Source organism: Kitasatospora sp. Ki12, assembly GCF_054601375.1.
Genome location: NZ_BAAIHT010000004.1, coordinates 88510 through 109260, shown reverse-complemented (window position 1 = coordinate 109260; position 20751 = coordinate 88510). Strand labels below are relative to the sequence as shown.

Below are 20751 nucleotides of genomic sequence, written 5' to 3'. Positions count from 1 at the left end.
GCCCCGTGCGTACGGCTCCGGGCGGTCACGGCGCCCCGGGGCCGTCGGGGCCGTTCGCCGCCGTGGATTCGGTCCCGGTAACGATCAGGAGGAGGGCGCGTGGATTGGACGGATTGGCACGCATATCTGGCGCTTGGGTTCGCGGTGTTGGGTGTGGTGGTGCTGGTGGGCTACGGGCGGTCGCTGGCCGGGGTGACCCGGGCGCAGCGGTCGGTGCGGGTGCGGGGGCGGATCGAGGAGGTGCGGGCGCCCCGGAACGGCGGCTCGGGGCGGGGCGGGATATCGGTGGTGGTCTCGTACCGCGAGCCGTCCACCGGTGAGGAGGTCGTCGTGACGAACGACGGCGAGCGCGGCGAGACGATCACCGCCGCGTGGACGGGCCGGGAGATCGGGGTCCACTACCCGCGCGGGAGGCCGCACGCCTACCGGTTCAGCGATGACCCGGAGGCGGCGGGCGGCCGTGGGCTCGGCTGGCCGACCACGGCGCTCTTCCTGATCTACGTCGGGCTGGTGGTCGTCGCCTCGATCGACTGGGACTGGCCGTGGGCGCTGATCGGCGTCTGCGGGCCGTGGGCCCTGATCGGCGTCTGCTACCTGCCCGGGCACGTGCGCGACGTCCGGCGCCGCCGGGAGAGGCTGGCGGCGATGGCCGACGTGCCGGGCCGGATCGTCGCGGTGCTCACGGACGTCAGCTCCGACGCGGAGGGCGGCGTCTCCAGGACCATCACGCCGGTCGTGGCGTTCACCACCCGCGAGGGCGTGGATGTCACCGCCCACTGCGGGTCGGGGGTGGCGGATCCGGCCGGGGCGTACGGCCGGGAGGTGACGGTCCACTACCCGCAGGACGACCCGGCCGGGTTCGTCCTGGACCACGCGGCCAGGCAGCGCTCCGCGCGGTCGGACATCGCGGTCACCGTGGTGACCCTGGTCGTCGTCACGGCGGCGGCCGTCGTCGGCGTCGTCCTGCTCTGACCCGGAACAGGTGAACCGGGACTGGTGAACCGGGGCGGGCCCGCCGCAGCCGGCGGGGCCCGCCCTGACCCGGCTAGAGCATGACCAGCAGCTTGGTGCCCGGCACCAGCTTCCGGTTGACGGAGGTCGACTGGACGAACACGGTGTAGGCCGGGTTGTCGCCGGGCTTGACGGTGGCCTCGGCGGCGGGCAGGCCGAGGAGGCTGCGGGCCGCCGGGCCCGAGAACACCTTGCCCGTCATCCGGCCGGTGGCCGGGTCCTTCTCCGCCACGGCGAGCTGCTTGCCGCCCTGGATCTTCTCGCGCTTGGACAGCTCGTAGTAGGCGCAGCCGGTCGTGTAGGTGTGTCCGGTGCGGGTGACGAAGTCGCGGATCGGCGCCTGCTCGTCGACCGGGACCAGGACGTACTTGCCGGTGTCCAGGGCCTCCAGGTTGGCCTTCACCTCGGCGGTGTTGAGGTCCTGGCCCATGGTGAAGAGGTTGCGGGTGCCGCGCACGCCCTGCTCGCGGCCGCGCAGGAAGCTGGTGGCGGCCTTCTTGACGGTGCCGATGGCCTCCTCGACGCCCTTGCTGGAGTCGGCGTCCCAGATCGCGATGTTGCCGGCGGGGAAGCCGTACTCCTGGGCGGTGCGCTTGGCCAGGGAGTTGGGGACGAGGATGGCCGAGGTCCAGTGGTCGGGGAGGCCGTCCATGGCGCCCTTGATGCGGCCCATCCAGTCCTTCAGGACGGCCTTGCCCGAGCCGGCGCTCATGGTGGTGTGCATCCGGCCGCTCTGCGCCCAGCCGGAGGCGTTCTCCTCGCCGTCGGTGACGACGACCTGGAGGAAGGAGTGCTCCCCGTACCCCTCCCAGATGTTCTTCAGGTCGTCGACGGACTTCACGGCCGCCTCGATCAGCGCCGTCGCCCCGCCCTCGACCTTGTACAGGCCCCGCAGGGACGGCAGGTGCTTGACGTCCATGTCCCAGACGAGGTTCTGCACCTTGTGGTCGAAGGCGTAGAGGCTGATGCGGGTCTCGTGGCCGAGCCGGTCGGACTCCTCCTGGAGGCCCTTCACGAACTCGTCGACGACGCGGACGAGCTGCTCCGCGTGCTGGCGCATCGAACCGGAATTGTCGACCACGAGCGAGACGTGGTTGACCTTGTGCTTGATCCTGTTCGCAGACATGCCCCACCCTTTTCCGGCGTGTTTTCCAACGCCTTTTCGGCGCCTTTCCGGCGCCCCCTCCGACGTTGGTTCCACACTACGGTGAGGCACTGACAATCGGCCCTGACCTGGGGCTTCGTGAGGGGTGGTCAGGCGGGACCCCGGACGGGGAAAGGATTTCGCCGGCAATCCAGGGGGCGTCGGAAGGGGATGCCGGGACGGGATTCCGGAAGGGGGTTCCGGAAGGGGTTCCGGGACGGGATTCCGGGACGGGTTTCCGCCCGGCTCAGCCGCGGTCGTGGAGGGTCACCTGGTAGCCGTCGGGGTCCGCGAACGTGAACGTGCGGCCGAACGGCCCGTCGACGGGCGCCGAGACGATCGTCGTGCCGGCGGCGGCGAGGGCGTCGTGGATGTCCTGCGCGTCGGGTGCGTGCAGCCACAGCGCCATCCCCTGGCCCGGCTGCGCGATCGCGTCCAGGTCGACGCCCGCGACGACGTCGCGGACGGCGAACGCGATCGGCTTGGTGTCGAACACGACGGCGTGCGGCGGTCCCGCGTCGGAGCGCTTCAGCCCCAGGTAGCGCTCGTAGAAAACGGCGGAGCGCTCCAGGTCGCGCACCTGCAGTGAAATGAAGTCGGGTCCGGTGACGGCCACGATCCTTGCCTCCTCGTCGCATGTCAGTCTTCTGACATGCATCACCGTATGTCAGACTTCTGACATGAGTCAAGGTGAACCCGGAATCGAGCTGGACACATCGCTGGGCTACATGCTGAAGGCGGCCTCGAGCGCCCTGCACTCAGCCCTGGAGGCCGTGCTGAGTCCGCTCGGCATGACGATCACCCACTACTCCTGCCTGGAGCTGCTCGCCCAGCGACCGGGTCTGTCGAACTCCGAGCTCGCCCGCGGCGCCTTCGTCACCCGGCAGTCGATGAACGTGCTCCTGCAGGCCCTCGAACGCCAGGGACTCGTCATCCGCCCGGCGCGGGCACCCGTGGGCAGGGCCCTGCCCACCGAGCTGACCGCCCTCGGGCGCCGCCAGCTCGAGACGGCCAGCGCGGCGGTCCGCCGCGTCGAGCAGGCCATGCTGGCCGATCTGGACGCCGGCCAACAGGATCAGATGCGGCGCCTGCTCACCACGTGCACCGCCGCACTGACCCGACCGCCCGCGTCGGCGACGTGACCGCTCCGGAAGTCGCGGCCTCGCCGCGCCCCCGGCCGCCGGACCGGATTCCCGGTCAGACCCCGGGGCAGCCGTCGAGGAGTTCGGCGAAGGCCTCGCCGGCGGCGTCGGCGGGCAGGACCCGCAGCACCCGGTCGCGGCCCGGCGTGGCGATCACGTAGTGCTCGGCGCGGTGGGAGAAGTCGTCCCAGGGCTCCCAGGTGTGGGCGCGCAGCAGGAGCCGGCCGCAGCGGTTGCAGCCGATCCACGGCGCCAGCACCAGGCCCGCGAGCTCGGGCCCGCCCAGGCCGGTCACCGGCTCGGCCCCGTCGGCGTCGTCGTCGAGCAGCCGCACCGGGGCGGGCCCGCCGTCGCCCAGGCAGCGCAGGATGCCGGGGGTGAGCCGCTCGCGCAGGCCCCACTGCTCGGCGAGCACCGAGAGCAGCGCCCGGTCCGCCCCGCCGACCGGGACCTGGCGGGCGAGCAGGCCCTCGACCAGCAGACCGAGCCCGCTCTCCTGCTCCCCGGTGTCCCAGCAGTCCTTGACGTGCTGCGCGGCGGCCTCGGGGAGGAGGTCGGCCATCCGGTACCAGGGGGCGGCGGTGTCTGCGTACATGGTCCGGACCCTACCCGCCGGGCGGCCGGGGCCCGCAGGACGGGTCCCGGGGCCCGGCCTGGGTGCTGGGAACCGTACCGGCCGGGCGGTGGGCCGGGTCAGCCGTCGGCGCGGGGGGCGAAGACGCCGAAGGTGGCGCCCTGCGGGTCGCGGATCACGGCGATCCGTGGGCCGTTCTCCATCTCCACGTCGACGGGTCCGTGCAGGACCTCGGCCCCGAGGCGGCCCGCGGTCGCCGCGGCCGCGTCCACGTCGGCGACCAGGAAGAAGGGGCTCCAGTGGGAGGGGACCTCCGGCGGCACGGAGGCGTCCATTGCCATCACGCCGCCGAACATCCGCTCGCCGAGGCCGACCATCGGGTAGGTGTCGTCCGGCCAGACCCGCCAGCCGAAGACGCCCGGGTAGAAGGCGAGCGCGGCGTCCTTGTCCCGGGTGGACAGGTCGGTCCAGCCGAAGGCGTTCGGCTCGTCGACCACGCCGAAGCCGTCGAAGCGGCGGGCCTGCCAGACGGCGAACGGCGCGCCGGTCGGGTCGCTGAGCAGGGCCCAGCGTCCGAGGTCGCCGACCTCCATCGGCTCCATCCACACCTGGGCGCCCGCCGCCTTGGCGGCCGCGCAGGCCTGGTCGACGTCGTCGGCCGCGAAGGACATCAGCCACATCACCGGCTGCTGCGGGTTCATCAGCGGGGCCACGGCCGCGGCGGGTGCGCCGTCGTGGGAGAAGGTGGTGTAGCCGCCGTACTGCGGGTCCGGGTCGGTCTCGGCGGTCCAGCCGAACAGTTCCCCGTAGAACCGCTGGGCGGCGGGGAGGTCGCGGGCGCTCAGCTGTGCCCAGCACGGGGAACCAGGGCGGATCTCGGTCACCTTCAACGCACTGCCTCTCGACGCGGTGTCCTGACACTGCGGTGGCCGTTCGACGTTTCCGCAGGTCAGGTGGTCGGTGGCGAGCCTAGCGGGCTGACGCCCCCTCAGCCCGGCGCCTCGCGGGCGCGACCGCCGGGCCCTGGGCGCATATCCGCTGGAGCCGTCTGGGTTCCGTCCGGCCGATCATGTTGCTCGTGAGTACCCCGCGTCACCGGACGAGTCCGATGGCCTCGATCTCGATCATCCACTCAGGGTTCGCGAGTGAGGAGACCTCTACGAACGACTCCGCGAGGTGGGGCTTGTCCGGGAAGTGTTCCGCGCGCAACTTCGCGAAGATGTCCTGCTGCGCGATGTCCGTGACGAACACGGTCGCCTTGACGACGTCGGCGAGGCTGGAGCCCGCGTTCGTGAGGACCGTCGACAGATTCGCGAGCGCCTGACGGGCTTGCGTCTCGAAGTCCCCGGCGCCGACCGTGGCCCCCTGGGCATCGATCGGCGCCTGCCCTGACGTGAAGACCAAGTTCCCGACCCGGACGCCGAGCGAGATACCGGCCGACTCGTACCAGTCGGGTTCCGCGGAGACGCGCACACGCTCCACGGCAGGCTGTGCAACGGACATACTGCTGACACTCCCTCAAAACCGCACACACACGGAGCCGGGCAGCTGTGATCACCTCGGCTTGATCGACAGCCACGCGACCCTGGGATTCATTCCCGAGGGCATGCAAGTCCGCCTCGGCACAGCTCAGGTGACGGTCACCGCCGCCCGCCTACGCGAGCGCGCCGCAGCCCAGGCGCGATCCGCAGGACCGGCCCTAGCCGGCGACCCAGGCGCCGGTCAGGGTCTGGACGGCCGATCCGTCGAGGTCCTTGAGCTTGGCGCCGGCGAAGGCGCGCGCGGCCTCGGAGGTGAGCAGCCGGAAGGCGGGGTGTTCGGCGGTGAGGCCGTCGACGATGAGGCCGGCCACGTCCTGCGGGCTCTGGGCGTTGGCGAAGGCGCCGCGGGTGCGCTCCAGGTAGGCGGCGAGGGCCGGGGCGTACGGTCCGGCCTGCTCCAGGGCGTCGTCCGGCAGGCCGACGTTGGCGACGAACTCGCTGGCCACCGCGCCCGGTTCGACGACGGCGACGGTCACGCCCGTGGTGGCCGCGACCGGGGCGAGGGACTCCATGAAGCCTTCGACGGCGAACTTGGCGGCGCAGTAGGCCTCGTTGAAGGGCTGGCCGATGACGCCGCCGACGCTGGTGACGGTCAGCACCCGGCCCCGGCTCGCCCGCAGCAGGGGCAGGGCGGCCTTGGTGACGTGCAGGACGCCGAAGAAGTTGACCTCCATGACGGCGCGCACCTCCTCGACGCTCTCCTGTTCGAGGGTGCCGACGTGGCCGGCGCCGGCGTTGTTGACCAGCGCGTCGAGCCGGTCGAGGCCGGCCAGGCAGGCGGCGACGGAGGCGGGGTCGGTGACGTCCAGCGCCCGGACCTCGACGGTGGTGCCGGCCTGTTCGGCCGCCGCCAGCAGGGCGCCGGCCTTGGCGGTGTCGCGCATCGTGGCGATCACGTGCCAGCCGGCGCGGGCGGCGGCGACGGCGGTCGCCAGGCCGATGCCGGTGGACGTGCCGGTGATCAGGACGGTCTTGGCACCCATGGTGTTCTCGGTGCGCTCGGTGCTCATCGCGGTGACCCCTCACATGCTTATGCTTCATAACCAATATGAACCATAACTATGCGAGCCGACATTCCACCCTGTCAAGCACCTCGTTACGCTGGCCCCATGTCCAACCCATCGGATGAGCTCACCGGGGAGGTCGTCGGCCTCTTCGCGGCCGTCAACCGCCGCTACACCCAGGAGTCCGAGGCCGCCGCCGCGGCCCACGACCTGACCCCACTGCAGGCCAAGGCGCTGCTCGCGGCCGAGAGCCCGGTGCCGATGCGCCGCGTCGCCGAACGGCTGCACGCGGAGCCGTCCAACGTGACCGTGATCATCGACCGGCTGGAGGCGCGCGGCCTGGTCGAGCGCAGCCTCGACGAGAACGACCGGCGGATCAAGCGTGTCGCCGCCACCGAGGCCGGGCGCGCCGTCGCTGCGGACCTGCGCGCCCGGACGCCCTTCGCCGCCGACCCGCTGGCCCGGCTCACCGCACCGCAGCGCGAGGCCCTGTGCGAGCTCCTGCGGCTGGTCCTGGAGGCCTGAGCGCGGCAGGCCCGCCGACCCCGCACCCCCTTTTTCGTCATCTTGACGAAAAAGGGGGTCGCCTCATATCGTCGTCATGACGAAAAGGGGTTCTCCGATGGCCGACATCACCAGACGATTCGGGCGGCGCCACCTGCGCGCCGTCCCCACCGCGCACATCCGCCACCTGCGGCGCGGGAAGGTCGCCCACGACGGGACCGGGCTGGCGTTCTGGTTCCGGCCGCTGACCGCCGCGATCTCCGAGGTCCCGGTGGACGACCGCGAGCTCGCCATGCTCTTCCACGCCCGCACCTCCGACTTCCAGGACGTCACCGTCCAGGCGACGCTCACCTACCGGGTCACCGACCCGGCCACCGCCGCCACCCGCGTCGACTTCGGGATCGACCCGGACACCGGCGCCTGGCGCGCGGCCCCGCTCGACCAGCTCGCCACCCTGCTCACCGAGACCGCCCAGCAGCACGCGCTCGGCCTGCTCGCCCGCACCCCGCTCGCCGACGCCCTCGCCGACGGGGTGAGCGCGGTGCGCGCCCGGATGGCCGAGGGCCTCGCCGACGAGCCCCGGATCACCGAGACCGGCCTGGCCGTGATCGCCGTCCGGGTGGTGGCGCTGCGGCCCGAGCCGGAGGTCGAGCGGGCGCTGCGCACCCCCGCCCGCGAACTGGTCCAGCAGGAGGCCGACCGGGCGACCTTCGAGCGCCGCGCGGTGGCCGTCGAGCACGAGCGCGGCATCGCCGAGAACGAGCTCGCCAACCGCATCGAACTCGCCCGCCGCGAGGAGCAGTTGCTCGCCCAGCAGGGCGCCAACCAGCGGCTCCAGGCGGAGGAGGAGGCCGTCGCCGACCGGGTGCGCACCGACGCCGAGGCGCAGCGCCGCACCCGGCTGGCCGGCGCCGACGCGCAGGCCGCCCGTGAGCTGGGCGAGGCCCGGGCGGCGGCGGAGGCCGCCTGGCTGACGGCCCACCAGCAGGCCGATCCGGCGGTGCTGCGGGCGCTGGCGCTGATGCGGCTGGCCGAGCACCTGCCGCGGATCGACAGCGTGACGCTCACCCCGGACGTGCTCACCGGCCTGCTGGCCCGCCTCGGCGGCCCGGGGGCGCAGGCCCCCGGGGGTCAGGCTTCCGGGGCGCAGGCTCCCGGGGCACAGGCTCCCGGGGCGCAGCGGTGAGCCTCGCCCCGCGGGTGGTGCTGGTGCACCGGCGCACCGAGTACGAGGAGCTGGTGGCCCGGCACGGCACGCCCGGGCAGGCCGCGTTCTTCCTCGCCTCCCGGGGGCGTTCGGCGCGGGAGGTGGAGGGGCGCCACCACCGGCAGGCGGCGGCGCTCGCCGGGGCGGCGGCGGCCGTGCCGCTGGACTGGCGGCGCAGCCGGGTCGAGCGGTCGGACCTGCCGCGTTTCCTGTTCGAGCCCGGGGACGTGGTGGCCGTGGTCGGCCAGGACGGTCTGGTGGCCAACGTCGCCAAGTACCTGGACGGTCAGCCGGTGGTCGGCGTGGACGCCGACCCGGGCCGCAACCCCGGTGTGCTGGTGCGGCACCGGGTGGAGGCCCTGCCGGCGCTGCTGCGGGCCGCGGCGGCGGGCGGCGCGGGGGCGCTGGAGGAGCGGACGATGGTCGAGGCCGTCGCGGACGACGGCCAGCGGCTGCTCGCGCTGAACGAGGTGTACGTCGGGCAGGCCGGCCACCAGACGGCGCGCTACCGACTGGGCACCGCCGGCACCCCCGATGCCTCTGAGGGTCCCGACGCCACCGGGCCGGTGGAGGCCCAGGCCTCCTCGGGCGTCCTGGTCTCCACCGGCACCGGCGCCACCGGCTGGTGCCGCTCGGCCTGGCTGGAGCGCGGCGGCCCGGCCTGCCTGCCCGCCCTGCCCGGCCCGGACGCGTCGGCGCTGGCCTGGTTCGTCCGCGAGGCCTGGCCCTCCCCCACCACCGGGACCAGCCGGGTGCACGGCCTGCTGGAGGCCGGGCAGCGGCTGGTGCTCACCGTCGAGTCCGAGCGCCTGGTCGCGTTCGGCGACGGGATCGAGGCGGACGCCCTGGACCTCACCTGGGGCCAGAGCGTGCGCCTCGGCGTCTCCGCGACCCGGCTGCGCCTGCTGGGCTGAGCCCGGCGCTGATCTGATGGATCGTCAAAGGCGCAGGTGGGAGGCCCCGTTGAGGTCCAGGACGGTGCCGGAGGCCCAGGTCGCCTCGGGGGAGGCCAGGTAGAGCACGGCCGCGGCGACCTCCTCCGGGGTGCCGACCCGGCCGAACGGGCTCTGCTCGCGCAGGGCCAGCCCCGACGCGCCGGTCAGCCGGTCGGCGACCCGGTCGGTGGCGGTGAAGCCCGGGGCCACCGAGGTCACCGAGATCCCGTGCGGGGCCAGGGCGACGGCCAGGGACTGGCCGAGGGCGTGCAGCGCGGCCTTGCTCGCGCCGTACGCGGGGTGGTCCGGCTCGCCGCGGAAGGCGCCGCGCGAGCCGATGTGGACGATCCGGCCGGGGGCGCCGCGGGCGATCAGGCGCCGGGCCACGCAGTAGCTGAGGTTCGCCGCGCCGAGCAGGTTGACGTCGACCATCTCGCGCCAGACCCGCTGCCAGTCCTCGTACGACACCTCGGCCACCGGGTGGGCGTTGGCCGCCGAGGTGGCCACGGCGGCGTTGTTGACCAGGACGTCCACCCCGCCGAGCCGTTCCTCCGCCGCCTGGGCGATGCGCTCGGCCGCGGCCGGGTCGCCGAGGTCTCCGTCCACCAGGACGTGCCCCTCGCCGGGCAGTTCGGCCAGGGTCCGCTCGGCCTGGGCCCGGCTGGAGGCGTAGTGCACGGCGACGCGGTCGCCGCGGGCGGCGAAGGCCCGCGCCACGGCCCGGCCGATGCCCCGGGAGGCCCCGGTGACCAGGACGCCCCTCACCGGGCGAACAGCCGGGTCTCGTCCCGGAACGCCTTGAACTCCAGGGCGTTGCCGGCCGGGTCGTGCAGGAACATCGTCCACTGCTCGGCCGGCTGCCCGGCGAAGCGCAGGGTCGGCGCGATGACGAACCCGGTACCGGCGTCGGCCAGCCGCCCGGCCAGGGCGTGGAAGGCGTCGACGTCCAGCACCAGCCCGAAGTGCGGCACCGGCACGGCGTGGCCGTCCACGGTGCCGTGTCCGGCGGCGTCCGGCCGGGGACCGGCGACCAGGTGCGTCACCAGCTGGTGGCCGTGGAAGTCCCAGTCGACCCAGCCGTCGGCCGACCGGCCCTCCGGGAGCCCGAGCACACCGCCGTAGAACGCGCGGGCACGGACCAAGTCGTCGACGGGGACGGCGAGATGAAAGGCAGGACGGGTCATGTCCCTCACCTTGATCCCCGGCACGACCTGATGTCAACATTCGGACATGGACGATGAACCCCTGCCGAAGGCGGTCCGGCGCGGACTGGCCGACGAGGTCGCCGACCGGGTCCGCGACGCCGTCTTCGCCGGACGCTTCCCGCCCGGCGCCCCGCTGCGGGAGGTCGAGCTCGCCGAGTCACTGGGCGTCAGCCGCGGGGCCGTGCGCGAAGGGCTCGCCCGGCTGCAGCGCGAAGGGCTGATCCGCACCGGCTGGCACCGGCCGACCACCGTCGTGGCGGCGACCGCCGCCGACGTGGAGGAGGTCTACCGGGTGCGCGCCGCCCTCGACCGGCTCGCCGCCGTCACCGCGCTGCGCCGGGCGACACCGCGGGACCTCGACGAACTCGACCGGCTCGTCGACGAGATGGCCGCCGAACTGGCCGCCGGCGCCGGGGTGCCGCGCCTGCTCGCCCTGGACATGGCCTTCCACGACCGGATCTACCGGGCCGCCGGCAATGGCCGGCTCACCGCGGCCTGGCAGGCCGTACGGTCCCAGGTGTTCCTGTTCCAGCTGCAGCGGGTCTCGCTCGCCCGCGGCCAGTACCGCGCGCTGGTCGTCGCCGAACACCGCGAACTCGCCCGGCTGCTGCGGGCGGGCGGCGACGAGCACCACCTCGACCGGCTCGCCGCCGAACACGTCGACACCGCCCGCCGCAGCCTGCTCGCCCTCCTCCCCGACCCGGACGGCACGGACACGGACGGCACGGACACGGACGGCACGGACACGGACGGCACGGACACGGCCGGCACAGGCCCGGCCGGCACGGACCCGGACGGCACGACCGCCGCGGGGTGAGCGCTGAGCGGCGGCCCCGCGTGGCGCCCTATCGTCGGTGCCATGAGCCGAGGACTGCATCTGGACACCTATCTGCTGGCCTTCGACACCCGGGCCCAGTCCCTGCAGGACCGCGCCCGCGCCGGGTTCCTGGTGCGCGCCGCCGCCCTGGCCGAGCTCGCCCACCGGGGCGCCGTCGCGGAGGACGGGGCGGGCCGGGTGCGGGTCGCCTCCGGCGCCGCCACCGGGGACCCGGTCCTGGACGCGCTGCTCGCCGAGCTGGGCGACGCCCGCCCGCACGGCTGGAAGACGTGGATCAGGCGCGGCCGCGAGGACACCCTGGAGGCCGTCGAGGAGCGGCTCGCGGTGCTCGGCGTGGTGACCATGGCGGACCGCGACCCCTACGGCCCGGTCGCGCCGCGGCGGACGGTGGCGATGGAGGACCCGCGCGAGGCCCTGGACCTCCAGGCACGGGTGGCCGCGCTCGTACGCGGTGACACCCCGGTCGCCGCGGTGCCGTTCGCCGACGCGGTCCTGGCGGCACTGGCCGCCCACGGGCACCTGCGGCTGGTGCTCTCGCGCCACGACCGCGGCGCCCACGCCGAGCGGATCGCCGCGCTCACCGGCCGGCTCGACGACCGGACGCCGGGGCTGGCCCGGGCGGTACACGGGCTGGGGCTGACCATGATCGCCGCCCAGGGCGGCCTGGGCGGCGGCTGACCGCCCCGAGGCCCCGAACACCCCGAGGCCGTCTGTCGATTGGCCCACGGAAACGGCGCTCAATTGGATACCCCTCTGGGGCATGCGCCCTGACTAGTGTCGAGGCACACGCTGCGCCGCCGTTACGGCGCACGCCAACGGGAGGGAACCACCTTGCGCAAGATCGTCATCGGGCTGGCCGCCACCGGCCTGCTCCTCGCCGGCACCGTCGCCACCGCCGGCACCGCCAACGCCGCGGGGTCGCGCTGCGGCGACTGGAGCACCAGCGAGCCGCTGCTGAAGTACGGCGCCACCGGCGACGCCGTACGGGAGCTCCAGTGCGAGCTGAACTACTCGATCAACCCCGACACCCGCGCCAAGATCACCGTCGACGGGGTGTTCGGCCAGGCCACCCTGGACTCCGTCCGCTACTTCCAGGCCTGTATGGGGTACCTCCAGGTGGACGGCGACGTCGGCCCGCAGACCTGGGGCGCGCTGGACTGGTGGAGCTCTGTGAACACCTACCCCAACTGCCACTAGGAACGACGCCGGGGGGCGGGGTATCGCCGGATGCCCCGCCCCCCGGCGCGTCCCCGGCGCGTCCCCGATCCACCCCCCGACCCGCTCCCGTGACGCGTGTGACGTTTGGCGCTCGATTCCTCACGCAACGTGAAATGATCTCGGTCGACAACGGTTCGCATCAACCAGGGGACAGCACATGACGGATCGTCAGAATGGCACGGTCAAGTGGTTCAACGACGAGAAGGGGTACGGGTTCATCACCCCGGAGTCCGGCCCCGACCTGTTCGTCCACTTCCGCGCGATCGAGAGCCAAGGCTTCAAGTCCCTGGTGGAGGGGCAGAAGGTCAGCTTCGAGGCCGTCCAGGGCCAGAAGGGCATGCAGGCCGACAAGGTGCGCGTCGAGGACCAGTAGGCGCCGGCCCGGCGGCGGTGCCCGGCGGGCCCGCCGCCGGGCGCCGGCCCGCCTTCCGGCCCACCGCTCATCCGGCCGCCGCGGCCTCCGCGGCCTCCTCGGTCCAGACGCCCGGCGGGTGTTCGCCGACCGGCAGCCACAGGCTGGGCTGGGCGCGGCAGCCCGGGGTGGCGTGCTCGTCCGAGGGCCAGCGGCGCTCCCGGTCGGGCCAGACCAGCTGGACGACGGGGACCGGGGTGCGCCGGTAGAAGCCGACGGCCGTGCCGAACAGGGGGCGGTGCCAGCTGCCGTCCACCGGTTCGAGCCGGACCTCGTAGTCCTCGATGACGCCGGGCAGCAGCGTGCCGGGCTCCGTCGGCGCCCCGTCCCGCAGCCGGGCGGCGGCCTCGCCGACCCAGTGCATCAGCCCGCGCACCTCCAGGCCGAACATGGCGACCTCCGGCATCCGGTAGGAGTGCCACAGGCCGACGGTGAACGCCCAGTCCGGGACCTCCCCTCCCCCGCCCACGCCGACCACGTGCCAGCCGTACTCGCGGACGTGCGCCGTCTCGGCGGACCAGTGCCTGGCCAGCCGCCGGCGGGCGAGGATGGTCGCGGAGGCCGCGGGGTCGCAGAGCACGCAGGGGCAGACGGGGGGTGCGGTCGAGTCGGTCACCGGGACATCCAAGCAGATCAGGGGCGGTGTCCACGCTCGCGCGCGGCGGCCGCGGGGTGCCCGGACGGACCACCCGGTACGGGCTCCGCGCGGCCCGGCGCGGCGCCGGTTCGGGCGGCCCGCCCCCGGTGCGTGGAAGGACCCCCCGGCCTGCTCCGCCCGACTGATCCCGGGAAGTCAGCATACGATCGGCATTCCCGCAGGTCAGCTCGGTGTGTCTGACGAGTCGTGAGGTCCGGCGGGCGGCGGCAGCACTTGCGGGGGGTCGCGGCGCGTGGCTGTCTGAAGTCGCGGCGGGCCGATTCGGCGCCGCCCCTTCCAACCCCTGAACTCCGTGGAGGAGATTTCCATGCGTGCTTTCAAGCGTGTCCTGACCGTTGCCGCTCTCACCGCCCCGCTCGTGATGGGCTGTGCCGGCCTGGCCTCGGCCCAGGAGGGCCTGAGCGCGGACTACGGCAAGGGCGCGTTCGTCGCGAACCAGAACGGTGCCGGTGTCGGGGCGCTCGAATCCTCCGTCTCCCCCGACGGGATCGCCCACGCCGAGTTCTTCATCTGGGCGGACGAGAACGGCGTCTCCGGCTCCTTCGTGGGCTCGGGCGCCAGCTGGAACAACGACTGACGGAGCCCGCACCGCCGACGGCCCGGGACCGGCCGCCGCCCCACCGGACCGGACCCGGCCCGTGCGGGCGCCGGGCGGACGGACCGCGGGCGTGGTGGACGGGGCCGGCGTGACGACGCGGCCGCCGCGTCCACCGGGACAACGGCGGGAGGCGGCGCGCGGCACCCCCTGGGGTGAATCCGCGCGCCGCCTCCCGCCGTCCCCGCCCCCGTCCAGCCCCCCGTACCCCCGTAGCGGGGGGTGCCGTGGCGGTCGTGGCGATCGTGGCCGCCGTGGTGTCAGACCCTCAGGCCGTGGTGTCAGACCTTCAGGCCGTGGCGGCTGACGTACCAGTAGTGGAAGCCGAACAGCCCGCCCAGCACGGCCAGCCACTGCAGCGAGTTCACCAGCGGCACCAGGTCCACCGGCAGGGTGCAGGCCAGCGTGACCCGGATCCCGGCGTCCACGGCGAACCCGAGGCCCCACACGGCGGTGAGCAGGCGCAGGTGGCGGCGGAAGACCGCGTCGTGGTCCCAGCGCCCCACCCACTCCGCGGCTCCCGCCTCACCGACCTTGGCGGCGACGATCGAGCGCGCCGCGGTCAGCATGAACGGGCGCCGCGTCGCCAAGGTGCCCAGCACCCAGATCCCGAGCGCGCCGAACACCCAGCTGTCGCGCACCAGCAGCACCCGGGGGCTGCCGCTGACCATCGACATCAGCGCGCCGACGGCGACCATCAGCAGGGTGAAGGCCGGCATCGCCTCGATCCGGCGGCTGCGCACCATCCCCAGCACCAGCCACGGCACCAGCAGCAGACCGCTGATCAGCAGCGCCGCCCACTGGCTCATCCCCAGGCCGTGCAGCAGGTAGAACCCGCCGAGCGGCAGCGCCAGTTCGAAGACCAGCGACTTCACCAGCGCCCGCTTGGCGGCGCGGGCCTTCTGCCGCTCGCCCGGCGCGGCCCCGCCCTGCGGCCCGGTGTCGAGACCGCGCTCCTGACCGTTCTCCTGACCGCTCTCCCGCCCGGTGTCCTGTCCCGCGACCCGCCCGGCCTGCTCGCCCATGGTCTCCCCCATCACACTCGCCCCTCGCATGACTGCCTCTCCCCTGTCCTGTGCGCCCCGCCGCCGGGCGGCCCCGCTACGATTCGGCCCGGGTCGCCCGGTCGAAGATGTCGGCCAGCTCGCGGCCGGCCTCGGCGACGTCGAAGTCCGGGTCGCCCACCCAGCGCATCACCACGGCGTCGATCGCCCCGCGCAGCGCGACGAGCATCAGCCGGGCGTCGAACTCCCGGAACTCGCCCGCCTCCTGCGCCGCGCGGACCGCCTGCTCCTGGCCCTCCATCAGCGCCTGCATAGAGGCCTGGTAGCCGACCGTCGCCGGGTCGTCCCCGCCGAGGTTGGGCAGCACCTCGATCAGCGCCTTCAGGTGCCCGGGCCAGAGCGCGAGCAGCTCGATGTTGGACTCGATGAACACCCGCAGCCGGGCGCGCGCGCCCTCGGCCGCGCCCACCCTGGGCGCCATGAACGCGCCGGTCACCCTGGTCACCTCGGCGACGACCTCGTGCATCAGGTCGTCCTTGCCGGCGAAGTGGTACGAGATCATCCCGGTGCTGCTCAGCCCGGCCTGCTTCGCGATCCGGCTGAACGAGGCCTTCGCGTACCCCAGTTCGGCGACCACCTCGATGGCGGCCCGGACGATCTGCGCCCGGCGCCCCGATTCGGTGAACGTCCGCCCCATCCCCACGCCTCCTTGCTCGCTCAAGCAGTTTCTTGCTTGCCCGAGCAAAACTGTAGAGCGTTTTGCTCGCCCAAGCAAGAACTTGCTTGGGCGAGCAAAAAGTGGGCTGAGGCGCGGGGAGGCCCCGGGCAGCCGGTCAGCGGCCGCCCGGGGCCTCGGTCCGCGGGCCCGGCGGGCGGGGCCGCGGCCGGGAGGTCACTTCGCCAGGAAGGCGAGGAGCGCCGTGTTGACCTCCTCCGCGTGGGTCCACAGCAGGCCGTGCGGGGCGCCCTCGATCTCCACGTAGTCGGCGGCGGGCAGCGCCCGGTGGAACGGCCGGGCGGTGTTGTCGACGGGCAGGATGCGGTCGCCCGTCCCGTGCAGGATCAGGGCCGGCACGTCGACGGCCGGGATGTCGGCCCGGAAGTCGGTGTACCAGGTCGATGGCGCGGCCGCCGCGGCGAAGAAGCCGCCGCCCGCCGCGACGCTCCAGCTGTTGCGCACGGCCTCCTCGCTGATCCGGGTGCCCAGGTTCTCGTCCAGGTTGTAGAAGTCCTTGTAGAACTCGGTGTAGTACGCGTAGCGGTCCGCCTTCACCGCCGCGACGATGCCGTCGAAGAACTCCTTCGGCGCGACCCCGTCCGGGTTGTCGTCGGACTTGAGCAGGCAGGGCTCCAGCGAGGCCAGGAACGCGACCTTGGCGACCCGGGCCGAGCCGTAGGCGGACACGTACCGGGCGACCTCGCCGGTGCCCATCGAGAAGCCGACCAGCACCGCGTCCCGCAGGTCCAGGGTCTCCAGCACGGTGTTCAGGTCGGCCGCGAAGGTGTCGTAGTCGTAGCCGGTCGTCGGCTGGGACGACTGGCCGAAGCCCCGGCGGTCGTAGGTGATGACGCGGTAGCCGGCGTCGAGCAGCACGGCGCTCTGCCGCTCCCAGGAGTGCCCGTCCAGCGGGAAACCGTGGATCAGGACGACCGGCTGCCCGGTGCCGTGGTCCTCGTAGTAGAGGTCGATGGGGGTGGAGTTCTCCTGGCCCACGGTGATGTACGGCATGGTGTCGTTCCTTCGTCCGGAGTGGCTGACGCGGCGGATGCGCGGCACTGGATGTCGTCACGCTAGGACGGACGTCCCGCCGCCTGTTGTCCCCCAGCGCATCGCTTCTTGCCTGGAAGCGTCAGGAGGGGAAGCGTCCCGGCGCACCGCCGCGCGGGGGTGCGAAACCGCCCGAAGAGGGAGGCTTGACCTGGGCGGGGCGGCCACGCACGGTGTTCCCACCGGGAACCGCGACCCGTGGGACCGCGACCCCTGGGACCGCGACCCCTGGGACCGCGACCCGTGGGGCCGCGCCCCCGCCCCGTGCGGTTCCCCGCCGACGGGACCGTGCGCCCACCGTCGGTCCACTGCGGGAAGGGGCAGAAGTGGCGGGGCCGGACGAACCGCTGACCCGTTGCGGTCTGCGGGGGCGGGAAGCCGAACTCGAAGGACTCCGGGCGCTGATCACCTCGGTGGCCCGCACCGGGAGCGGCGCCCTGGCCCTGCTCCGGGGGGAACCGGGCATCGGCAAGACCACGCTGCTCACCGAGGCCGTCGCCCGGGCCAGGACGGCGGGATTCTCGGTCGGCCTCGGCAAGGCCGACGAGCTGCACCACATCGTGCCGCTGTCCTCGTTGGCGACCAGCGTCCTGCACGGCGACCGGCCGCTGCTGTCCGGCGAGGCCTTCGCCGCTCTCGCCCGGAACCAGGACCAGCGGATCTGGCTGGTGGAGCGCCTCGCGGAGGCGATCGAGGACCGAGCCGGCCGCACGCCGGTGCTGATCGCCCTGGACGACGTGCAGTGGGCCGACCCGCTGAGCCGGTTCGCCCTGCAGCAGCTGCCCGTACGCCTGCGGACCTCGCCGGTCCTGTGGCTGCTGGCCGGACGGCCGGACCCCGCCGGGCCGGCCGAGGAGATCGTCGCGGCCGCGGCCGGCCAGCTCCCGACGGTCACCGTGCCCCTGGGGCCGCTGTCCGGCGCCGCCATCGGCCGACTGGCCGACGACACCCTGGGGCCGGCCGTCGACGAACGGGTGCGGGAGCTGCTCGACGGCGCCGGGGGGAACCCGTTCCTCGCGGTCGAGATGCTCGCCGGACTGGGCGGCGCCGGGGCCCCGGGCGACCCGGTGCCCGCCACGCTCGTGGTGGGCGTGCGCGGCAGGCTCGGGTCCCTGCGGCCCGACACCCTGCGCTTCCTGCAGATGGGGGCCGTACTGGGACGCAGGTTCGGCTTCCACGACGCGGCCGCGCTGTCCGGCCGGCCGCCCGCCGCGCTGGTCCCGGCGCTGGAGGAGGCGGTGCGCGCCGGACTCCTGGACGACGACGGCGAGGAGCTGGTCTTCCGGCACGACCTGCTGCGCCAGGCCGTCTACGTCGACATCCCGCCGTCGGCCCGCAAGGCCCTGCACCGGGAGGCCGCCGGCCACCTCGTCGCCACGGGCCGCCGGCCGGTCGACGCGGTGCCGCACATCCTCAGGGGCGCCCTGCCCGGGGACGAGGAGTGCGTGGCGCTGCTGCGGCGGGCCGCCGAGGACGTGCTTCCGGTCACGCCGGGCCTGGCGGCCGACCTCATGACGCGCGCCCTGGACCTGGTCCCCTCCGCACGGCCGCTGCGGTTCGACACGGGTGAACAGGCGATCCTCGCCCTGACCCGGGCCGGCCGGAACCGGGAAGCGCTGGCGGCCGGCGACCGGCTGCTGGCCGGCCGGCCGCCGCTGGCGGTGGTCGGCCGGCTGCAGGCCGCCCTCGGCGGGGCGCTGTGGAACCTGGACCTGGCCGGGGAGCTGCTCCGCCGGACCGAGTCGGCCCTCGCGCTCGGGGGCGTCGCCCCGGAGGTGGGGGCGAGGCTGTCCGCCCTGCGGGCGCTGGCCCTGTCCCGGGGCGAGGACCTCGTCGCGGCGCGCGAGGCCGGCGAGGACGCGCTGCGCGCCGCCACCGCGACCGGTGACCGGGAGGCGCACGTCCTGGCGCTGTCCGGGCTCGGCGAGATCGCGCAGAACGCGGGTGAGAACGCGGTCGCGCTGGAGCGCTTCACCGCGCTGCGCGCCGTCGATCCCGCCTTCCTGCCCGAGGAGATCGTCGCGCACCTGCACATGGACGACTTCGCGGCCGGGCGGCGACTGCTCCTGCGGGCCGCGGACGACGCCGGGCCGACGCGTCAGGCGATGCTGCTGTGGGCCCAGGGCCAGCACGACCTGGGGATCGGCCGGCTCGACGACGCCGACGCCGACTTCGCCACCATGGAGCGCCTGGAGGACGACGTGCGGGCACCCGTCCAGCAGGTGAACGGCCGGGTGATCCGCTCCCGGATCGCCCTGCTGCGCGGCGACCGGGAAGCGGCCCGGGAGCACCTGGCCGCCGCGCGGGAGCGGCTGGCGGTCAAACCGAACCAGGGCAACACGGCCGCGGTGCGCTTCCTGGAAGCCGTCCACGCGGAGGCCGACGGGGACACCGGGCTCGCCGTCGACCGGATCCGCCAGGTCCAGCGGGAAGGTCCCTTCATGCGCTGGCGGCTGTTGCGCGACTGGGTCGACGCCGCGGTCCGCGCGGCCCTGCGCGGCGCGGACCGCGAGCTCGCCGAGGACCTGGCGGCACAGGCCGGGGCCCACGCCGAACGCAATCCCGCCGTGCCCACCGCCACGGGCATCGCGGCGCAGGCCCTCGGGCTCGTGCGGAACGATCCCGCCCTGCTCGAACACTCCGTGGAACTCCTCGCGGCGAGCCCCCGCCCGCTGGTCCGGGCCGCCGCCCACGCCGACCTCGGACACGCGCTGCTGGCGGCGGACCGCGGGCCCCGGGCGCTGGAGGCCCTGACGCGTGCCCGGAACACGTACACCGAGACGGGCGCCCACGCGGCGGCGGCACGCCTCCAGCGCGACCTGGACGCCGCGGGGGCCGGCGGCCGCGGGGCGGCGACCGCGCGGCGCCCCGTCCAGGGATGGGAGTCCCTCACCGCCTCGGAGCGGAAGGTCGCGCGCCTGATCGCCGAGGGCCACACCAACCGGTCGGCCGCCGACGCCCTGGTCGTCTCCCCGCACACCGTGAACACCCACCTGACCGCCGTCTTCCGCAAGCTGGCGGTGAACTCCCGGGTCCAGCTCGCCAACCTGGTCACGGCCCTGCCCGACGACTGAGCCCCGCCCGCGGGTGGTTGGTACGTTCGCGCGATGCCCCTCGCGTCCGGACCCGCTTGGCTGGGAACCGACCCGATCGGAGGGCACCGCCATGCCACCTGTCCCCCCGCCGCCGGCCGTCGTGCTCGTGCACGGGGCGTTCACCGACGCCTCGTCCTGGGCCGGGGTCATCGGCCACCTCCATGCCGCCGGGCTGACCGTGCGCGCCCCGGCGAACCCGCTGCGCGGCCTGGCGCAGGACGCCGCCCACGTCCGGGGCGTGGTGCGCGACATCGGCGGGCCCGTCGTCCTGGTCGGCCACGACTACGGCGGCGCGGTCATCACCCACGCCGCCACCGACGCCGACGACGTCGTGGCGCTGTGCTACGTCGCCGGGTTCGGCCTCGACGCCGGCGAGTGCGTCCTGGACATCACGCGGCGCTTCGCCCCCGTGCCGGTGGCCGACGCGACCGTCGCCGCCGCCCTCCCCGCCCACGCCCCCGGCGGCCCGGACGAGGAGCTCTACATCCGCCGGGACCGCTTCCCGCAGGTGTACGCCGCCGACCTGCCGCCCCACGTGGCGGACGTGATGTCCGTGGCCCAGCGCCCGATCGCCCAGCGGGCGCTGACCTCCAGATCGGGCCCGCCCGCCTGGGCCTCCAAGCCGTCCTGGTACGCCATCGCGACCGCCGACCGGCTGCTCAGCCCCACCGCCCAGCGCTTCATGGCCCAGCGCATGGCCGCCACCGAACACGTGCTGGACGGCTCGCACGCCGTGCTGCTGTCGCAGCCCGCCGGCGTGGCGGCGATGATCCGGGAGGCCGCTGAACGGGGCAGCGGCCGCGACGCCGGCGCCGTGCCCCGGCACGCCTTCTGAGCGCGTGGAACCCCATGACGGAAGATGCCGGTACGGACCGTCCCGACGGCGCCCCGGGGTC

Annotated in this window: 24 protein-coding genes; 12 read left to right on the top strand and 12 right to left on the bottom strand. The window is 74.3% G+C overall.

Features of this window, described 5'->3' with window-relative positions; translation table 11 throughout:
• Nucleotides 1–99 precede the first annotated feature (99 nt).
• Nucleotides 100–972 carry a DUF3592 domain-containing protein gene (locus ACYP53_RS40025; protein WP_459651057.1) on the top strand — a complete coding sequence of 291 codons (873 nt, stop codon included), beginning with the start codon at nt 100–102 and terminating at the stop codon, nt 970–972.
• A 73-nt stretch (nt 973–1045) separates the two neighbouring features.
• Here the strand turns inward: ACYP53_RS40025 and ACYP53_RS40020 are convergent, their stop codons facing one another.
• Together ACYP53_RS40020 and ACYP53_RS40015 are read right to left on the bottom strand one after the other, a co-directional pair.
• Complete coding sequence (locus ACYP53_RS40020) at nt 1046–2137, bottom strand: VWA domain-containing protein (protein WP_459651056.1); 1092 nt, start codon at nt 2135–2137, stop codon at nt 1046–1048.
• A 265-nt stretch (nt 2138–2402) separates the two neighbouring features.
• Entirely contained in the window at nt 2403–2771 is a 369-nt protein-coding gene (locus ACYP53_RS40015; protein WP_189925843.1) for a VOC family protein, read from the bottom strand.
• Nucleotides 2772–2835: 64 nt separating this feature from the next.
• Here ACYP53_RS40015 and ACYP53_RS40010 point away from each other — a divergent pair, with 64 nt between their 5' ends.
• Nucleotides 2836–3297, top strand: a complete 462-nt coding sequence (locus tag ACYP53_RS40010; protein WP_189925841.1) for a MarR family winged helix-turn-helix transcriptional regulator — start codon at nt 2836–2838, stop codon at nt 3295–3297.
• A gap of 55 nt (nt 3298–3352) precedes the next feature.
• Here ACYP53_RS40010 and ACYP53_RS40005 read toward each other — a convergent pair whose 3' ends face one another.
• From ACYP53_RS40005 to ACYP53_RS39990, 4 genes are all read right to left on the bottom strand, one after another.
• Entirely contained in the window at nt 3353–3892 is a 540-nt protein-coding gene (locus tag ACYP53_RS40005; RefSeq protein ID WP_459651055.1) for a hypothetical protein, read from the bottom strand.
• A 98-nt stretch (nt 3893–3990) separates the two neighbouring features.
• Entirely contained in the window at nt 3991–4755 is a 765-nt protein-coding gene (locus ACYP53_RS40000) for a VOC family protein (RefSeq protein WP_229929241.1), read from the bottom strand.
• Between the two features lie 208 nt (nt 4756–4963).
• On the bottom strand, nt 4964–5374 hold the full coding sequence (locus ACYP53_RS39995; RefSeq protein WP_459651054.1) for a RidA family protein: 411 nt from the start codon (nt 5372–5374) through the stop codon (nt 4964–4966).
• 196 nt (nt 5375–5570) lie between these two features.
• On the bottom strand, nt 5571–6422 hold the full coding sequence (locus ACYP53_RS39990) for an SDR family oxidoreductase (RefSeq protein ID WP_459651053.1): 852 nt from the start codon (nt 6420–6422) through the stop codon (nt 5571–5573).
• 99 nt (nt 6423–6521) lie between these two features.
• On the opposite strand from ACYP53_RS39990, the gene ACYP53_RS39985 reads away from it, so the two are divergent.
• The 3 genes from ACYP53_RS39985 (at nt 6522) to ACYP53_RS39975 (ending at nt 9041) form a co-directional block, all read left to right on the top strand.
• Complete coding sequence (locus tag ACYP53_RS39985) at nt 6522–6941, top strand: MarR family winged helix-turn-helix transcriptional regulator (protein WP_189925833.1); 420 nt, start codon at nt 6522–6524, stop codon at nt 6939–6941.
• 97 nt (nt 6942–7038) lie between these two features.
• Nucleotides 7039–8106: an SPFH domain-containing protein gene (locus ACYP53_RS39980; protein ID WP_459651052.1), complete on the top strand. Its 1068-nt coding sequence runs from the start codon at nt 7039–7041 to the stop codon at nt 8104–8106.
• Nucleotides 8103–9041: an NAD(+)/NADH kinase gene (locus ACYP53_RS39975; RefSeq protein WP_459651051.1), complete on the top strand. Its 939-nt coding sequence runs from the start codon at nt 8103–8105 to the stop codon at nt 9039–9041. Before ACYP53_RS39980 ends, ACYP53_RS39975 begins: the two co-directional genes overlap by 4 nt.
• Before the next feature lie 24 nt (nt 9042–9065).
• Here the strand turns inward: ACYP53_RS39975 and ACYP53_RS39970 are convergent, their stop codons facing one another.
• Together ACYP53_RS39970 and ACYP53_RS39965 are read right to left on the bottom strand one after the other, a co-directional pair.
• Nucleotides 9066–9827, bottom strand: coding sequence for an SDR family NAD(P)-dependent oxidoreductase (locus ACYP53_RS39970; protein ID WP_459651050.1), 762 nt, complete (start codon nt 9825–9827; stop codon nt 9066–9068).
• Nucleotides 9824–10246 carry a VOC family protein gene (locus ACYP53_RS39965; protein ID WP_189925825.1) on the bottom strand — a complete coding sequence of 141 codons (423 nt, stop codon included), beginning with the start codon at nt 10244–10246 and terminating at the stop codon, nt 9824–9826. Before ACYP53_RS39965 ends, ACYP53_RS39970 begins: the two co-directional genes overlap by 4 nt.
• 46 nt (nt 10247–10292) lie before the next feature.
• Here ACYP53_RS39965 and ACYP53_RS39960 point away from each other — a divergent pair, with 46 nt between their 5' ends.
• The 4 genes from ACYP53_RS39960 to ACYP53_RS39945 all read left to right on the top strand — a co-directional run bounded on the left by ACYP53_RS39960 (nt 10293) and on the right by ACYP53_RS39945 (nt 12696).
• Entirely contained in the window at nt 10293–11084 is a 792-nt protein-coding gene (locus ACYP53_RS39960) for a GntR family transcriptional regulator (RefSeq protein WP_459651049.1), read from the top strand.
• Between the two features lie 42 nt (nt 11085–11126).
• A complete protein-coding gene (locus ACYP53_RS39955) occupies nt 11127–11783 on the top strand; it encodes a GOLPH3/VPS74 family protein (RefSeq protein WP_459651048.1) in 657 nt (218 codons plus the stop codon).
• A 153-nt stretch (nt 11784–11936) separates the two neighbouring features.
• Nucleotides 11937–12302, top strand: a complete 366-nt coding sequence (locus tag ACYP53_RS39950) for a peptidoglycan-binding domain-containing protein (protein ID WP_189925818.1) — start codon at nt 11937–11939, stop codon at nt 12300–12302.
• A gap of 178 nt (nt 12303–12480) precedes the next feature.
• A complete protein-coding gene (locus ACYP53_RS39945) occupies nt 12481–12696 on the top strand; it encodes a cold-shock protein (RefSeq protein WP_189925811.1) in 216 nt (71 codons plus the stop codon).
• 67 nt (nt 12697–12763) lie between these two features.
• On the opposite strand, the gene ACYP53_RS39940 is transcribed toward ACYP53_RS39945, so the two are convergent.
• Complete coding sequence (locus ACYP53_RS39940; protein WP_189925809.1) at nt 12764–13351, bottom strand: DUF4262 domain-containing protein; 588 nt, start codon at nt 13349–13351, stop codon at nt 12764–12766.
• A gap of 349 nt (nt 13352–13700) precedes the next feature.
• Here ACYP53_RS39940 and ACYP53_RS39935 point away from each other — a divergent pair, with 349 nt between their 5' ends.
• On the top strand, nt 13701–13970 hold the full coding sequence (locus ACYP53_RS39935) for a hypothetical protein (RefSeq protein WP_189925807.1): 270 nt from the start codon (nt 13701–13703) through the stop codon (nt 13968–13970).
• A gap of 299 nt (nt 13971–14269) precedes the next feature.
• Here ACYP53_RS39935 and ACYP53_RS39930 read toward each other — a convergent pair whose 3' ends face one another.
• The 3 genes from ACYP53_RS39930 to ACYP53_RS39920 all read right to left on the bottom strand — a co-directional run bounded on the left by ACYP53_RS39930 (nt 14270) and on the right by ACYP53_RS39920 (nt 16721).
• Nucleotides 14270–15043, bottom strand: a complete 774-nt coding sequence (locus ACYP53_RS39930) for a VC0807 family protein (RefSeq protein ID WP_459651047.1) — start codon at nt 15041–15043, stop codon at nt 14270–14272.
• Between the two features lie 46 nt (nt 15044–15089).
• Nucleotides 15090–15689: a TetR/AcrR family transcriptional regulator gene (locus ACYP53_RS39925; RefSeq protein ID WP_189926243.1), complete on the bottom strand. Its 600-nt coding sequence runs from the start codon at nt 15687–15689 to the stop codon at nt 15090–15092.
• Between the two features lie 195 nt (nt 15690–15884).
• The gene (locus ACYP53_RS39920; RefSeq protein WP_459651046.1) at nt 15885–16721 is read right to left on the bottom strand and encodes an alpha/beta fold hydrolase; all 837 of its coding nucleotides are present in this window, start codon (nt 16719–16721) and stop codon (nt 15885–15887) included.
• Between the two features lie 365 nt (nt 16722–17086).
• On the opposite strand from ACYP53_RS39920, the gene ACYP53_RS39915 reads away from it, so the two are divergent.
• Nucleotides 17087–19834, top strand: coding sequence for an ATP-binding protein (locus tag ACYP53_RS39915; RefSeq protein WP_459651045.1), 2748 nt, complete (start codon nt 17087–17089; stop codon nt 19832–19834).
• Nucleotides 19835–19925: 91 nt separating this feature from the next.
• Entirely contained in the window at nt 19926–20690 is a 765-nt protein-coding gene (locus ACYP53_RS39910; protein ID WP_459651044.1) for an alpha/beta fold hydrolase, read from the top strand.
• Nucleotides 20691–20751 lie beyond the last annotated feature (61 nt).

Coding starts and splice junctions, on each gene's coding strand:
- ACYP53_RS39925 (WP_189926243.1), bottom strand. CDS start 15,689: ATGGGGCGGACGTTCACCGAATCGGGGCGCCGGGCGCAGATCGTCCGG.
- ACYP53_RS40010 (WP_189925841.1), top strand. CDS start 2,836: ATGAGTCAAGGTGAACCCGGAATCGAGCTGGACACATCGCTGGGCTAC.
- ACYP53_RS39965 (WP_189925825.1), bottom strand. CDS start 10,246: ATGACCCGTCCTGCCTTTCATCTCGCCGTCCCCGTCGACGACTTGGTC.
- ACYP53_RS39995 (WP_459651054.1), bottom strand. CDS start 5,374: ATGTCCGTTGCACAGCCTGCCGTGGAGCGTGTGCGCGTCTCCGCGGAA.
- ACYP53_RS39930 (WP_459651047.1), bottom strand. CDS start 15,043: ATGCGAGGGGCGAGTGTGATGGGGGAGACCATGGGCGAGCAGGCCGGG.
- ACYP53_RS39990 (WP_459651053.1), bottom strand. CDS start 6,422: ATGAGCACCGAGCGCACCGAGAACACCATGGGTGCCAAGACCGTCCTG.
- ACYP53_RS39980 (WP_459651052.1), top strand. CDS start 7,039: ATGGCCGACATCACCAGACGATTCGGGCGGCGCCACCTGCGCGCCGTC.
- ACYP53_RS39935 (WP_189925807.1), top strand. CDS start 13,701: ATGCGTGCTTTCAAGCGTGTCCTGACCGTTGCCGCTCTCACCGCCCCG.
- ACYP53_RS39960 (WP_459651049.1), top strand. CDS start 10,293: ATGGACGATGAACCCCTGCCGAAGGCGGTCCGGCGCGGACTGGCCGAC.
- ACYP53_RS40005 (WP_459651055.1), bottom strand. CDS start 3,892: ATGTACGCAGACACCGCCGCCCCCTGGTACCGGATGGCCGACCTCCTC.
- ACYP53_RS40020 (WP_459651056.1), bottom strand. CDS start 2,137: ATGTCTGCGAACAGGATCAAGCACAAGGTCAACCACGTCTCGCTCGTG.
- ACYP53_RS39955 (WP_459651048.1), top strand. CDS start 11,127: ATGAGCCGAGGACTGCATCTGGACACCTATCTGCTGGCCTTCGACACC.
- ACYP53_RS39920 (WP_459651046.1), bottom strand. CDS start 16,721: ATGCCGTACATCACCGTGGGCCAGGAGAACTCCACCCCCATCGACCTC.
- ACYP53_RS39985 (WP_189925833.1), top strand. CDS start 6,522: ATGTCCAACCCATCGGATGAGCTCACCGGGGAGGTCGTCGGCCTCTTC.
- ACYP53_RS39945 (WP_189925811.1), top strand. CDS start 12,481: ATGACGGATCGTCAGAATGGCACGGTCAAGTGGTTCAACGACGAGAAG.
- ACYP53_RS39910 (WP_459651044.1), top strand. CDS start 19,926: ATGCCACCTGTCCCCCCGCCGCCGGCCGTCGTGCTCGTGCACGGGGCG.